At 73.1% G+C, this 13,811-nt stretch carries 12 protein-coding genes; 2 read left to right on the top strand and 10 right to left on the bottom strand.

Annotated elements, in window-relative coordinates:
- Positions 1-54 precede the first annotated feature (54 nt).
- Entirely contained in the window at positions 55-843 is a 789-nt protein-coding gene (locus STRTU_RS35155) for an alpha/beta fold hydrolase (RefSeq protein WP_159749416.1), read from the top strand.
- A complete protein-coding gene (locus tag STRTU_RS35150; protein ID WP_159749413.1) occupies positions 840-2,132 on the top strand; it encodes a cytochrome P450 in 1,293 nt (430 codons plus the stop codon). The genes STRTU_RS35155 and STRTU_RS35150 overlap by 4 nt, the downstream gene beginning before the upstream one ends.
- Here STRTU_RS35150 and STRTU_RS35145 read toward each other — a convergent pair.
- The 10 genes from STRTU_RS35145 to STRTU_RS35100 form a co-directional block, all read right to left on the bottom strand.
- Complete coding sequence (locus STRTU_RS35145; RefSeq protein ID WP_159749411.1) at positions 2,129-3,706, bottom strand: ABC transporter ATP-binding protein; 1,578 nt, start codon at positions 3,704-3,706, stop codon at positions 2,129-2,131. The two genes, STRTU_RS35150 and STRTU_RS35145, sit on opposite strands and share 4 nt — an antisense overlap.
- A complete protein-coding gene (locus tag STRTU_RS35140) occupies positions 3,697-4,698 on the bottom strand; it encodes an ABC transporter permease subunit (RefSeq protein WP_159749409.1) in 1,002 nt (333 codons plus the stop codon). Before STRTU_RS35140 ends, STRTU_RS35145 begins: the two co-directional genes overlap by 10 nt.
- A complete protein-coding gene (locus STRTU_RS35135; RefSeq protein ID WP_159749407.1) occupies positions 4,695-5,648 on the bottom strand; it encodes an ABC transporter permease in 954 nt (317 codons plus the stop codon). Before STRTU_RS35135 ends, STRTU_RS35140 begins: the two co-directional genes overlap by 4 nt.
- Positions 5,645-7,246 carry an ABC transporter substrate-binding protein gene (locus STRTU_RS35130; RefSeq protein ID WP_159749405.1) on the bottom strand — a complete coding sequence of 534 codons (1,602 nt, stop codon included), beginning with the start codon at positions 7,244-7,246 and terminating at the stop codon, positions 5,645-5,647. Before STRTU_RS35130 ends, STRTU_RS35135 begins: the two co-directional genes overlap by 4 nt.
- A 67-nt stretch (positions 7,247-7,313) precedes the next feature.
- The gene (locus STRTU_RS35125; RefSeq protein ID WP_159749403.1) at positions 7,314-8,120 is read right to left on the bottom strand and encodes a class I SAM-dependent DNA methyltransferase; all 807 of its coding nucleotides are present in this window, start codon (positions 8,118-8,120) and stop codon (positions 7,314-7,316) included.
- 20 nt (positions 8,121-8,140) lie between these two features.
- Positions 8,141-9,472, bottom strand: coding sequence for an MFS transporter (locus STRTU_RS35120; protein ID WP_159749401.1), 1,332 nt, complete (start codon positions 9,470-9,472; stop codon positions 8,141-8,143).
- Positions 9,469-10,563, bottom strand: coding sequence for a dipeptide epimerase (locus STRTU_RS35115; protein ID WP_159749399.1), 1,095 nt, complete (start codon positions 10,561-10,563; stop codon positions 9,469-9,471). Before STRTU_RS35115 ends, STRTU_RS35120 begins: the two co-directional genes overlap by 4 nt.
- Positions 10,560-11,705: a PLP-dependent cysteine synthase family protein gene (locus STRTU_RS35110; RefSeq protein WP_269777428.1), complete on the bottom strand. Its 1,146-nt coding sequence runs from the start codon at positions 11,703-11,705 to the stop codon at positions 10,560-10,562. The genes STRTU_RS35115 and STRTU_RS35110 overlap by 4 nt, the downstream gene beginning before the upstream one ends.
- Complete coding sequence (locus STRTU_RS35105) at positions 11,702-12,547, bottom strand: Rossmann-like domain-containing protein (RefSeq protein ID WP_159749397.1); 846 nt, start codon at positions 12,545-12,547, stop codon at positions 11,702-11,704. The genes STRTU_RS35110 and STRTU_RS35105 overlap by 4 nt, the downstream gene beginning before the upstream one ends.
- On the bottom strand, positions 12,544-13,800 hold the full coding sequence (locus STRTU_RS35100) for an ATP-grasp domain-containing protein (protein ID WP_159749395.1): 1,257 nt from the start codon (positions 13,798-13,800) through the stop codon (positions 12,544-12,546). Before STRTU_RS35100 ends, STRTU_RS35105 begins: the two co-directional genes overlap by 4 nt.
- Positions 13,801-13,811 lie beyond the last annotated feature (11 nt).

The following is a 13,811-nucleotide window of genomic DNA, read 5'->3' as shown; positions in this document are numbered from 1 at the left end:
CGGCAGGCCCGTCCTTGTGGTCTCGGCAGGTTTCGTCACACGGTTGGAGTGAGCGTGGCTTCCTTCGTACTGCCGCATACGTTGCACGGCACGGGATCGCACAAGGTTGTTGCCGTGCACGGGTGGTTCGCCGACCGGTCCGCCTTCGATCCGGTCCGGGCGGATCTCGACCGGGACGCGTTCCAGTACGCGCTGGTCGATCTGCGGGGCTACGGAGAGGCGAAGGGCGCGGCCGGTGCGTACACCACCGGGGAGGGGGCAGCCGATGTGCTGGCGCTCGCCAACCGGCTGGGGTGGGAGCGGTTCTCGGTGGTCGGGCATTCGATGGGCGCGAGCGTCGTCCAGCGGGTGCTGGCGGCGGCGCCGCGGCGGGTGCGGCGGATGGTCGGGATCTCCCCGGTGCCCGCCTCCGGTCTGCCGCTACCGCCGCAGCAGTGGGAGCTGTTCTCCTCCGCGGCGCACATCCCGGAGAACCGGCGCGCCATCATCGACCTCACCACGGGCGGGCAGCGCCCCGCCGCCTGGCTGGACCGGATGGTGCGGCGGTCGGTGGAGTGCAGCGATCCGAAGGCGTTCCGTTCCTGGCTGGACTCCTGGTCCGGGGAGGGGTTCGCCGCCGAGGTGGAAGGGTCGGCCGTACCCGCGCTGGCGGTGACCGGCATGCTGGATCCGGCGCTCAACGCGGAGCTGACCCGGCAGACCTGGCTGCGGTGGTACACCCGCAGTGAACTGGTCGAGCTGCCCTCGGCGGGGCACTACGCCATGGATGAGACGCCGCTGGAACTGATCCGGGCGGTGGAGGACTTCCTGCGGGCCGACGATGACGGAGCGGTGGCCGGATGACCGCGCCCGTGGTCGGTGGCAGGGAGCGGGAGATCCCGGATGTCTTCGACCCGCGTGGCTACGCCGACGGGCTGCCGCACGCGGCGTACCGGCTCCTGCGCGACCGGCTTCCGGTGGCCTGGCAGCAGGAGCCCGAGGTGCTCGGCTGGCCCGCCGGGCCGGGCTTCTGGGCGGTCACCCGGCATCGGGACGTCGTGCGGGTCCTGAAGGACGCCCGTACCTTCTCCTCGCATCTGGGCGCCACCCAGATCCGTGATCCCGACCCTGCCGATCTGCCGTTCATCCGTCGCATGATGCTCAATCAGGATCCCCCGGACCACGGTCGGCTGCGCCGTTCGGTCAGCCGGGCCTTCACCCCACGGCAGGTCGACCGCTTCGGCACCGTCATCCGCGAGCGGGCCCGTGCGCTGCTGACGGCGGCGGTGGCGGCGGCACGCGCCGGGGACGGGGTGTGTGACGTCGTCAGCGCGGTCACCGATGACTTCGCGCTGCTCAACCTCGCCGATCTGCTCGGTGTGCCGGCCGCCGAGCGCGGGCTGCTCCTGGACTGGACCCGGCGGGTGATCGGCTACCAGGACCCGGACGAGGCCGGTCCGTCCGCGTCCGGCCCGGACGGACGGCCCGCCAACCCGCGCTCCCCGGCAATGCTGCAGGACATGTTCGCCTTCGCACGGGAGCTGGCCGCGCACAAGCGGCGGTCTCCGGGCGACGATGTGATGACGGTGCTCGCCTCGGACCCCGAATTGGCCACGCCCGAGCTGGAGATGTTCTTCTTCCTGCTGACCATCGCGGGCAATGACACCGTGCGCGGTGCGGCCCCCGGCGGCCTGTTGGCGCTGGCCCGGCATCCGGACGCGTACCGGCGGCTGCGCGCGGGCGCCGTGAGGACGGCGAGCGCTGTGGAGGAGCTGCTGCGCTGGCATCCGCCGGTGCTCAGCTTTCGCCGTACCGCGGCCCACGACACCGAACTGGCGGGGCGCCCCGTTCGCACCGGAGACAAGGTCGTGGTCTTCCACGGTTCGGCCAATTACGACGAGCGGGTCTTCGCCGCCCCGCACCGGCTGGACCTGGCCCGGTCCGACAACCCCCATGTCTCGTTCGGCGACGGTCCGCATGTCTGCCTGGGCGCGCATCTCGCCCGGTTGCAGCTGCGGGTGCTGTACGAGGAGACCTGCCGTCTGGTCCCCGCCCTTGCGGTCGCCGGTCCGCCGCGGCGGCTGGTGTCGAACTTCATCAATGGGCTGAAGTCGCTGCCGGTGCGGGTGGGGGACGTGGCGCCCGGGGACTAGACCTTCATGTCCGGGGCCGGTTGCAGCAAGGCGGCGGTGAGGGGGTGTTGGGGGGCGGTGAGCAGGTCGTCGGCCGGGCCCTGGTCGATGAGGTGGCCGTCGTTGAGGACGGCGATGCGGGTGGCCAGGGTCGCGGTGTCGCGGTCGTGGGTGATCAGGATCAGGGACAGGTCCGGGTGGGTCTGTACGAGGTCGTCGAGGAGTGTGCGGAGGCTGCGGCGGGTGAGGGCGTCCTGGCCGGAGGTGATCTCATCGCAGATCAGGACCCGGGGGCGGGCCAGCAGGGCGCGGGCCAGGGCGGCGCGCTGGAGTTCACCGCCGGAGAGCTCCGTGGGCCGGCGGCGTATGTGGTCACCGGACAGGCCGAGGGTGCTCAGGGTGCGCTCGGCCTCGGCCAGGGCCTCGGTCCGTGGGACCGCGCGCAGCCGTACGGCACTGCGCATCACCTGGTCGAGGACCGGGCGGTGTTCGTCGAAGGCGGCGCGGGCGTCCTGGAAGACGTACTGGACCGCGGCCAGTTGCTCGCGGGTGCGGTCGCGGAGGCTGCGGGGCAGCGCGACACCGTCCAGCAGGATCTCGCCGTCGTAACGTCGGTGGAGTCCCGCGAGACAGCGGGCGAGGGTGGTCTTGCCGCTGCCGGAGCGGCCCACGACGGCCGAACAGCCGGGTGGGAACTGCACGTCGGGGGTGTGCAGGACGGTGGAACTGGCGTGTTGGGCGGTCAGGTTCCGTATCTGTAGCACCGCCTTGCGGGCGGCGGCCGGGTCGGCGGCGGGTTCTTCGTCGGCCGGTGGCGCGGGGTCCGTGCTCAGGGCGAGCGGGCTCGCTGATGGCTCGGTGGCGGCGGCAGGTGTGAGGAGGTCCCGGGTCCAGGAGTGCTGTGGGTGGCTCCAGAGCTGTTCGGGTGTGCCGGATTCCACGATGCGGCCGGATCGCAGGACATGGACCTCGTCGGCCAGGGCCCGGACGGCCTCCAGGTCATGGCTCAGGAGCAGTACCGCGATGCCTTCCCGGGCCACGGCGGCCAGCTGGTCGGCGATCTGCTGCTTCGTCATGGCGTCCTGACCGGTGGTCGGTTCGTCGGCGACGACGGTACGGGCGCCGGTCAGCAGGGCCTGGGCCAGGACGACGCGCTGTTGTTGGCCGCCGGAGAGCTGGTGCGGGTAGCGGTGCAACAGGGTTTCGCCGTCGGGAAGTTGGGCCTGGGCGAGCGCGTGCAGGATGCGTTGCCGGATCGCGGGGCGGCGGGCGCGGCGGGGCAGATGGCGTACCTGGGTGCGGGCGATGTCCTGGAGGAGGGTGGCGACAGGGCGGGCGGGGTTGAGGACGGTGGCGGGGTGCTGCGGTACGTAGCCGACGAGGGTGTCGGGGACGCGCACCTCGCCGGTCACCCTGGCGCCGGGCGGATACTCGTGGAGCAGGGCGAGTCCGGTGGTGGTCTTGCCGCTGCCGGAGGCGCCGATCAGGGCGGTGATCCGACCGGGCGGCACCCGCAGCGTCACTCCGTCGACGAGCGCCCGGCCGTCGATTTCGACGCGCAGGTCCTGGACTTCAGCGGCCTCGTTCAGCTGCACGGATGGCTCTTCTCGTCTCGTCCGGGGGCGGGGGGTGTGCCGTCGGTGGGCGGAGGTGGTGCGGGGGCGGGGTGGCCGGACTGCGGTGCACACTCCGGGGGTTCGGGCCTCTGGTCGCGACGGTCCCGGCCCGGTCCTCGGTCGCGGCGATCCGGGCCCGGCCCTCGGTCGCGGCGATCCCGCCCCGGCCTCCGGTCGCGCCGGGTGAGCGCGGCGTCGAAGAGCAGGTTGGTACCCATCGTCAATGCCATGATCAGCACGGCGGGGAGCACGACGGCCCAGGGCTGGACGAACATGCCCGTGCGGTTGCGGTCGACCATCACCGCCCAGTCGGCGGCGTCCGGTTCGGCGCCGATGCCGAGGAAGGCGGCCGTGGCGACCAGGTACAGCACACCGGTCAGCCGGACCCCGGCATCGGCGGCCAGGGTGCGCAGGGCCGACCGGCCGACATAGCCCACGGCCGTCCGCCACCAGCTCTCCCCCTGCATCCGCAGTGCCTCGACCGCGGGCCGGGCGGCCGCTTCGGCGGTGGCGGCCCGGACCGCTCGGACCGCGTCCGGGATGTTGACCAGCGCCACCAGCAGCGCGAGGCCGACCGCACCGGGCGTCAGCACCGCCGCCACCAGCAGCAGGAACAGCAGCGACGGCACGGCGAGCAGCACATCCAGCGGCCGCATCAACAGCTCTTCCAGCCAGCCGCGGTGGGTCAGCGCACTGATGAGGCCCAGCGGGAGCGCCACCGCGTACGCCAGGGCCGTCGCCGCGAGGGCGGTCAGGACCACCGGACGGCCGCCGAGCAGCACCTGCCGCCAGACGTCCCGGCCGACGAAGTCGGTGCCGGCCCAGTGCCCGCCGCCGAGGGTGAAGGAGGCGGCCCGTGGTCCGGGATCCCCGGCGAACAGCGGCCCGAGCAGGGCGAGGAGCAGCGGGACGGTGATGATCAGCAGGGGGAGGATGAAACGCCGCGGGCCGGAGGTCGTACGGGGGCTCATGCCGCCACCCCCGTCCGGGGCACCAGTCGGTAGGTGACCAGGTCCACAGCGAGGTTGAGGACGACGGCGGTACAGCCGAAGACGACCGCCAGGCCCTGGATGACGGGGACATCGCGTTCCGCCACGGCGTTCATCAGGACCGTGCCGAGTCCGGGAATCACGAACAGGGCCTCCACGACGATGACACCGCACAGCAGCCAGTCGACCGTGCGGGCGAGCTGCTGGGCGGCGGGGGCAAGGGCGTTGGGGAGGGCGTGCGCATAGCGGATGCGCGCGCCGGGGATGCCGTAGCGGCGGGCCTGGGCGACGTACGGGGAGGCCAGCGCCTCGATCATGCCGGCGCGGACCAGCCGCGCCAGCGAGCACACCGGCCGGGACAGCAGCACCACTACGGGCAGGACCAGCGCCGCGGGATGGGCCAGCAGCTCGTCCCCGTAGCCGACGGCGGTCGGCGGCAGCCAGTCCAGGCGCAGCGCGAAGACCGTCACCAGCAGCACTCCGAAGGCGAACTCCGGTACCGCGTACACCCCCAGAGTCACCGAGCTGATGAGGCGGTCCGCGAGCCGCCCTTCCTGCCGGGCGGCCAGCACGCCGAGGCCGCCGGCCAGTGGCACCAGCAGGAGCAGGGTGAGCGCGGCGAGCAGCAGGGTCGGGCCGAAGCCGTCGGCGAGGTAGGAGCTGACCGGGCGGCCGGAGGTCAGCGAGGTGCCGAGGTCGCCGTGCAGCAACCCGGCCGCCCAGGCCGCGAGGCGTTCGTGGGCGGGCCGGTCCAGGTGCAGGGTCTCGCGGATGGCCGCGATCCGCGCGGGGTCGGGCTGGTCGCCGGCGAGTGCCACCGCGGCGTCGCCGGGCAGCGCCTCGGTGAGAGCGAAGACGAGCAGCACGACGGCTGCGGTCTGCCCGGCGCCGAGCAGCAGCCGCCGGACCGGCCACGACCACGCACCGTTCACGCGAGCCACACCTTGTCGAAGCGGGCCCAGTCGAGCGTGTTGGCGGGGGCCCGGTGCGCGACACCGCGGACCGTGCGGGCGGTGCCCAGGATCCAGTCGGCGAAGCCCCAGACCAGGAAGCCGCCCTCGGCGTACAGTCGGCGCTGCATACGGGCGTACACGGCGGCCCGGTCCTTCTTGTCCCTGGTGGACTGGGCCTGCTGGTAGAGCGCGTCGAAGTCCTTGTGCTTCCACTGGGTGGCGTTGGTGGTGGAGCCGGACAGCAGCCGCTGGGAGATGTGCGACTCGATCGGCATCGCGCCGGAGCGGTAGGAGCACAGCGTTCCGGATTCCAGGGTGTCCTGCCAATAACTGTCCTTGCTGCCCATCGCCACCTTCACCCGCACTCCGGCCTTGGCGGCCTGGTCACGGAAGATGGCGGCGGACTCGGTGAATCCGGCGGCGACGGCCGAGGTGTCCAGGGTGACCCGCAGCCCGTCGGCGCCGGCCTTCTTCAGCAGGTGGCGGGCCCGGTCCAGATCCTGCTCGCGCTGCGGCAGACCGTCCGCGTAGTACTCGTATCCCTTGCCGAACAGGTCGTTGCCGACCTCGCCGGCGCCGGAGAGCGCGCCGTTGACCAGCTCCTTGCGGTCGGCGAGGAGGAAGAACGCCTCGCGTACCCGCTTGTCGTCGAAGGGCGGCCGGTCGGTCTTCATCGCGAACGCCTGCATCGCGCTGTTGCGCAGCCGGATGATCTCGATCTGTCCCTTGCCCTCGTAGGCGCGGGCGGTGGTCGGCGCCAGCTCGTGGGCGTACTCGACCTGGCCGCCCAGCAGGGAGTTGACGCGGGCGGACTCCTCGTTGGCGACCAGGAATTCCAGCTGCTCCAGGTGGGGCGCGCCGTCCCAGTAGTCGTCGTTGCGCCGGAAGACGGCGGAGCGTCCGGGCGTGAAGGAGACGAAGCGGAAGGGGCCGCTGCCGACCGGCTCGGTGTCGAAGTCCGTGGCGCCGTCGGGGACGATATACGCGCCGAACGCGGCCAGGAGGTTGGGGAATTCGGCGGTCGGGCGCTTCAGCGCGAACTCGACGGTGCGCTCGTCGACGGCCCGGCTCGCCTTGAGGTCAAGGGGCTCCAGCGATGCCTTGGCCCGGAACGTTTTCTTGGGGTCGGCGATACGGCGGAAGCTGTAGAGGACATCGCGGGCGGTGACCGGCTTGCCGTCGTGGAAAGTCGCCTTGCGCAGCCGTACCGTCCAGCGGTCCAGGGCGGCGTTCGGCTCCCAGGACGCGGCCAGCCGCGGTTCGGCGGCGAGATCGGCGCCGAAGTCGGCCAGCTTGTCGAAGAGGGCCTTGGCGCGGGCGGCGTCGGCGAAGAGGTTGGCGAGGTGCGGGTCGAGGGTTTCGCTCGCGCCGCCGCCGGCGAAGGCGGCGCGCAGCTTCCCGCCGCGCCGGGGCTTGCCGCCGCCGTCCGCGGCGTCCCGGGTGGAGCCCGTGCAGCCGGTGAGGGCTAGGGCGCCGAGGCCGGCCGCCCCGCCGGCCGCGGCGAGGAAGCCGCGGCGGCGCAGGCCGGGGAAGCGTGGGTCGGGGAAGCCTGAGGCGTGGACGGGGTTTTCGTGCATGGCGGTTTCCTTGCTGTGCGCGGGGGTGTGGGTGGCAGGGGGCCGGACGGGCGGCAGTCGGACGGCGTCAGTCGTGCCGGGCCAGCCGCGCGACGAGGTGCAGTCGGTCCCCGTCGGCGGATTCACCCGGTGCGGCGCCTTCGTGCCAGGCCGGGTCCGTGCGCGGCCCCGGTCCGTCGTGCAGTTCGAGGACCTCGAAGCCGTGCGCGGCGAGGGCGTGACGCAGCTCCTGGGGGAAGAGCAGCCGCCATGCGGAACGCTGCTCGTGTGGCGGAGATCCGTCGTCGGTGGTCCAGATGCGGGTGCGGCGCAGGAGTTGGGCAGCGCGATCGAGGTGGAGGGTGGTGGTGGAGTTGAAGGCGGTGCCGCGCCAGGTGAAGCCGTGGACGGCCGGGGCGTCGAGCAGTTCCGTACGGCCGAGGAAGAAGGCGCCGTTGCGCATCTCGGCGACGAGCAGCCCGCCGGGGGCGAGGCCGCGTCGGCAGGAGGCGAGGAAGCCGTCGAGTTCGGCGTTGGTGTGGCAGTAGAGCAGGGCGCTGTCCAGGCAGACGACGGCGTCGAAGGGGCCCTCGCCGAGGCCGAAGTCGCCGAGGTCGAAGTCGCGCAGGTCGGCCTGTACGTAGTCCGGTCCGGGGTGGTGGGTGCGGGCGTGTGCCAGCATCGCGCTGGAGAGGTCCGCCCCGACGACGCTGCGGCCCGCGTGATGCAGATACGCGGCGTCCCGTCCGGTGCCACAGCCGAGGTCCAGGACGCGCGGTCCCGAGCGGTGCCGGTGCAGACAGTCCTCGGCCCAGCGGCCGGCCAGCCGTTCGGCGTCGGGGAAGCGGGTCTCGTAGAGCTCCGGGTTGTCGGTCAGCAGGTTTTCGCTGGTCATCTTGGTTTCCATGGGTGGGGTCAGGGCTTTTCCGCCGTCGTGGGCGCCGCGGCGGCGGGTGCGGTGTCGGCGGGCGGCGCTGCGGCTGGTGCGGTGTCGGCGGGTACCGCCTCGCTGGCGTGCCCCGGCAGACCGCGCAGCCGGTGCAGCCAGCCGACGCCCGCCGCGGAGACGAGGCCGAAGACCAGGCAGCAGGCCCACGGCAGCCACTGCGTACGGGTGTGCGCGCCGGTGTCCATGGCCCAGCCGACGACGGTGTTGCCCAGCGCCGCGGCGATTCCGGAGACCACGTAGAACAGTCCGAAGTACGTGCCGGTGAGCTCGGCGCGTCCAAAGGCGGGGATCAGCTCCATCACGAACGGCTGGGCGACCATGACGCCGAGGTAGAGCAGCAGCGCTCCGGCCAGTACGGGCAGTGCGCGCAGCGCGGCGTCACCGAGGCCGCCGGACGGTGCTCCCAGCCCGGCGACGGCCATCGGCGGGACGAAGCCGAGGCCCATCAGGCCGAGTCCGGCGCTGATCCACCGCGCCCGGTGCCCGCGTTCCTTGAGGGCGCGGGTGATCCGCATCTGGAGCGCGAGGTTGGCGACGGTGCCGATGAGGAACACCAGACCGGCCGCGCCGTCCCAGCCGGTGGCCCGCCGGGCGCCGTCGGGCAACAGCAGATACAGCTGGTTCTGCATGGTGAACATGCCGACCATGGCGAGCGCGAAGGCCAGGAAGACGCGGTTGCCGAGGACTTCGCGCCAGTCACCGAGGACGCTGTTGGCCGCCGGGGCCACCTGGGACGCGGGCAGCACGACGGCCTGGGCGACGGTGAGCAGGGCGAAGATCCCGGCGGCGGTGAGCGCGGAGACCCGGAAGTCGACCAGCAGCAGGGCGCTGCCGAGCAGCGGCCCGACCAGCGCGCCGGTGGTCGCGAAGACATTGAACAGCGCGAACGCCTCGGCCTTGCGTACGCCCGCCTCCTGCGCGAGGTACGCCCGTACGGCGGGGTTGAACAGCGCCCCGGCCAGTCCGCTGAGCACGGACGCCGCGAGGAGTACGGCCAGCCCGTCGCCGAGCGCGAAGAGGCCGAAGCCGACGGTCCGCAGCGCGCAGCCCGCGATGATGACGCCGCGGGCGCCCAGCCGGTCGGCGGCCGAACCGCCGATGAGGAACAGGCCCTGCTGGCTCAGGTTGCGGACGCCGAGGACGATCCCGACGACCGCGGCGGACATCCCCAGGTCTTCGCCGAGGTGTACGGCGAGATACGGAATGAGCAGGTAGAAGCCGGTGTTGACGCCGAGCTGGTTGATCAGCAGCAGGCGGATGGCGAGCGGGAAGCTCCGCATCTCGTGCCAGATCTTCACCGCGCCGCCTCCCGGTCACGGACCGGCCCCGGGGTTTCCTGGTCCGCTGTGCCATGGACCGGCCGTACGCCCAGTCCCGGTTCCCGGCCGGCCCGTACGGTCCCGTCCGTGCCACCGATGCCGGTCCAGGGGTCATGGGCGAGCAGCAAGTGACCGTCCAGGTCGGTCCATCGGGCGCGGTCGGCGAGGTGGACGGCCGGGGCGAGCCCGAGGGTGCTGGCGGTGAGGCAGCCCAGCATCAGCTCGGTGCCGCTGCCGGCGAGCAGGTCGGCGATGCGCAGCGCCGCGGTGACACCACCGCACTTGGCGAGCTTGACGTTGATGCCGTGCACCCGCCCGGCCAGCCGCCGGGCGTCCTCGAAGCCGACCGCGTCCTCGTCGGCGATGACGGGCAGCGGTGAGCGTTCGGCGAGGGCGGCCAGCGCCTCGGGGTCGCCGGGGGCGAGCGGCTGCTCCACCGCTTCGACGCCGAGGCCGGCGTAGCGGGGCAGCAGGGCGTCGGCCAGGGCGGGGCTCCAGGCGCCGTTGGGGTCGAGCAGCAGCCGGGCGTGCGGTGCGGCGTTGCGTACCGCCAGCACCCGGTCGAGGTCGTCCTCGGGGTCCGGGGCACCGGCCTTGATCTTGAGGACGGAGAAGCCGCGCCGGGTCAGCCGTCCCGCCTGCTCCGCGGCCGCCCGGCACGAGGTGATGCCGATGGTGCGGGCGGTGGCGGCGCGTGGCGGCTCCGAGGTGCCGAGCAGCCGGTGTACGGGCAGGCCGGCGCGCTTCCCGACGAGATCGAGCAGCGCCGACTCCACGGCCGCGGTCACCGCAGGGGGCGTGCCGGGCGTGGGCAGTTCGCCCGTGCGCAGGGCGTCCAGGGCGCTTTCAGGGGTGGCGCAGCGGGCGAGTTCCCGCGCGGCCTCGTTCAGCAGCCGGCCGAGACGAGCGGCGTCCAGCCCGTAGTACGTGCTGGTGACGGCCTCTCCGTAGCCGCGCCGGCCGTGGTGCTCGATGGCGAGCCATACGGCGTCGCGGGCCGCCATCGTGGAGCGGGAGATCCGCAGCGGCTCGGTGAGTTCGAGTCGTACGGTGCGCTGGCTGACCTTCACGGGGCTTCTTCCCAGGTGGTGGGGCGGACGGAGGGGTGGCGTGGCAGCGGGGCGGGCGATCCGTCGGCGTCCGCTGCCAGGGGCACGAGCGGGTCGGCGACCGTCCCGCACCGGGTCCAGCCGGTCGCCTCCGCGGCCGTCGGATGCGGGATCTCGACCGGGCGAGTGGCGGCCGTGGTCAGGTCTAGGCCGTGGGCGGTGGCGAAGTCGTCGTCGTAGACGCTGTTGAGGTAGCGCTGTGGCCCGTCGGGGAAGACGGTGGCGACGACGGCTCCGGGGTGTACCCGTGCGGCCCATGCGGCGACGAGGGCGACCGCGCCGGTGCTCCAGCCGCCGCTGACGAAGTTGCCGGTGGCGAGCCGGCGGCAGGCGTCGGCGGACTCGGCCGGGCCGACCCAGTGCACCTCGTCGAAGGCGTCGTAGGCGACATTGCGGGGATGGATGCTGCTGCCGAGGCCGCGCATCAGCCGGGCCCTGGCGGGCTGGCCGAAGATCGTCGAGCCGGTGGCGTCCACCCCGATCAGCCGCAGCCGCGGCCAGTGGCGGCGCAGCGGGCCGATGATGCCCGCGCTGTGGCCGCCGGTGCCGACGCTGCACACCAGGACGTCGAGATGGTCGAGTTCGGCGGCCATTTCGGCGGCGAGGGAGGCGTAACCGGCGACATTGTCGGGGTTGTTGTACTGGTCGGGCCAGTAGGCGCCGGGCAGTTCGGCGAGCAGCTGCCGCAGCCGGGCGAGCCGGGCGGCCTGCCAGCCGCCCTCGGCTGCCGGGCGGTCGACGAGTTCGAGCCGGACCCCGTGGGTCCGCAGCAGCCGGCGCATGGACGGCTCCAGCTCGGCGTCGCCGACCAGCACGACCGGATGGCCGAGCGCCTGGCCCGCGAAGGCCAGACCGATGCCGAGCGTGCCGGAGGTGGACTCCACGACGGGGGCGCCGGGCCGCAGTTGGCCGCGTTCCCGGGCGCCGAGCAGCATGGACACCGCGGCCCGTGCCTTCATACCGCCCGCGCCGAGCCCTTCGAGCTTGGCCCAGAAGCCGGGGTGCGGGGAGGGGAGGTCGGCGGTGACCCGGGCGAGCGGGGTGCGGCCGAACAGGCCGAGGAGTTCGCGGTTGCCGGTGGGTTGCCGGATGGCCGTGGTCACCGGGCGGCTCCCTCGGCGCCGTAACGGTGGACGATGCCCGGCCCGCCGTCGAGCCAGAAGAACGGGTACGGCTCCGCACACACCGCGCTCACCCCGGCGCCGAGGAATCGCGGCAGCACCGCGCTGCCCGTCTGGGCGAACATCACCAGGGGCTTTCCGTGGCGCAGTGCGTGCGCCCGCAGCGGTTCGAAGCTGCCGTTGCCGAGCGTCATCCCGGAGGCGAGCACCGCATCGCAGTGCGCCAACTCGGCGAGCGCATCGGTGCGGACCGGCTCGCCCCACTCCGTCGTGCCCCCCTTGAGGTCGCAGGGCACATACGTCAGACCGCGCTCACGGAGCGCTTCCAGCAGCGAGTTGACCACGCCGACCACCAGTACCCGGGCGCCCGGCGCGGCATCGACCAGTCCGGCGACGGCGCGTGCCCTGGCGCGGGACTTTCGCAGGGACGACCCGGCCGGCAGCGACCAGGACCGGGCGCCGTTCGCGGGGGTGTGCGGGAGGACATGCATCAGATAGGTGTCGAGTGCGGCCACCCGCACCGGGCGCAGTTCGTGCGCCATCAGGCGGGCCAGGTCCGCGCCGACGCAGTCCTCGATGGCGGCGTCCGGCAGCTCACCGGGCTCCACCGCGCAGGAGCCGACCGCGGCGGCCAGCCGCAGGCTCAGCACTTCATTGCGGTATCCGCCGCTGCGGCCCTCGTGGCGTACGGCCTGCCGGGTGCTGAAGGCGACGGCGACCCGCTGGGTACGCGGGTCGGGCCCGAAGTCGCCGCCGAGGACACGGGCCACGAGGTCGTCGTACGAGGCGGCGGTGGCCGGGTGGTGGGTGGTGGGAGTGGTCACCGGTTCACCACCCGGGGACGCAGTTCGGACAGCAGCGCTTCGACGCACCGGCGGGCGTCCGGCCCCTCGGCGTCGCCGGCCATGACATGGCCCAGGTACTCGTTGTTGCTGCCGGCCGCCTTGACCGCCGTACCGGGCTCGGCGAGCCGGAGTTCGAGCACTCCGGGCGCCTTGCGCGCGAGATCCGCGCCATCGATCTCCTCCAGTACACCGGTGGCTTGCGGGACGAGGAATCCGATGGCGGCGCTGCGCAGCCCGGTGTCACGTATGCGCAGGTCGGGCCGGTGTCCCAGGGCCACGTCGACCGCGGCGGCGGCGATGTCGACGCCGGTGACATGGCGGATCAGTTCGGTGATGCGGTTGCCCGCGGGGCGGGGGTTGACCTCGATCAGCCGCGGTCCGTCGGGCGTCAGCTTGAGCTCCGTGTGCGCCACGACGCCGTCCAGTCCGAGCGCCTCGATGGCCTGCCGGGCCATCTCCCCGGCCGCCGCCGTATCGGCCGCCGGGAGCGCCGCGGGGAACATGTGGCCGGTCTCGATGAAGGCCGGTGCCCCGCCGATGCTCTTGTCGGTCACCCCGACCACCTGGGTGCTCCCGTCGAACGTCACGGTCTCGACGCTGACTTCGGGGCCGTGGAGCAGCTCTTCGAGGAGAACCACCGGCGCCCGGCGCTGACCGCGGGCGTTGACCGGAAAGCCCTCGACGGCGCGGTAGGCGCGGGCCAGCTCCGCTGCGTCGTCGACGCGCCGTACGAACATCCCCGCGCACAGGTCGACGGGCTTGAGCACCAGCGGATAGCCGATCTCGGCCGCCGCGGCGGCGGCCTCCGAGCGGTCCGCGCAGACCGCGAAGCGGGGCCCGGGGAGCCCGGCGGCGGCGAGGACCTGCCGGGTCGCGTCCTTGCGGCAGGCGTTCTCGACCGCTTCGGGCGCCGGGCCGGGCAGTCCGAGGCGGCCGGCGATCCGCGCGGCGGTCGGGAGGTAGTAGTCGCAGGAGGTGATCACGCCGTCGAAGCCGAGCGCGGAGTGCAGTTGCTCGGCGTACGGCAGCAGGGTGTCGAGGTCATTGGTGTCGGCGGTCAGCACATTGCGGGCGCCGAGCAGCGGGTGAGCGGCACCCTCGGGCGCGGAGCGCAGGTAGTGGTGCAGATCGCGGGTGAGAAAGCTGAACTCGTGTCCGCCCTCACGGATCGCGCGGGGGAGCAGCCTGCTCATCGCTCCGACCCAGCTCTCGACCATCAGCAGATGAGCCACGGTGTCCCTTC

It is taken from the genome of Streptomyces tubercidicus (assembly GCF_027497495.1).
GTDB classification, from domain to species: Bacteria; Actinomycetota; Actinomycetes; order Streptomycetales; family Streptomycetaceae; genus Streptomyces; species Streptomyces tubercidicus.
This window is presented reverse-complemented; position numbering and strand designations above follow the sequence as displayed.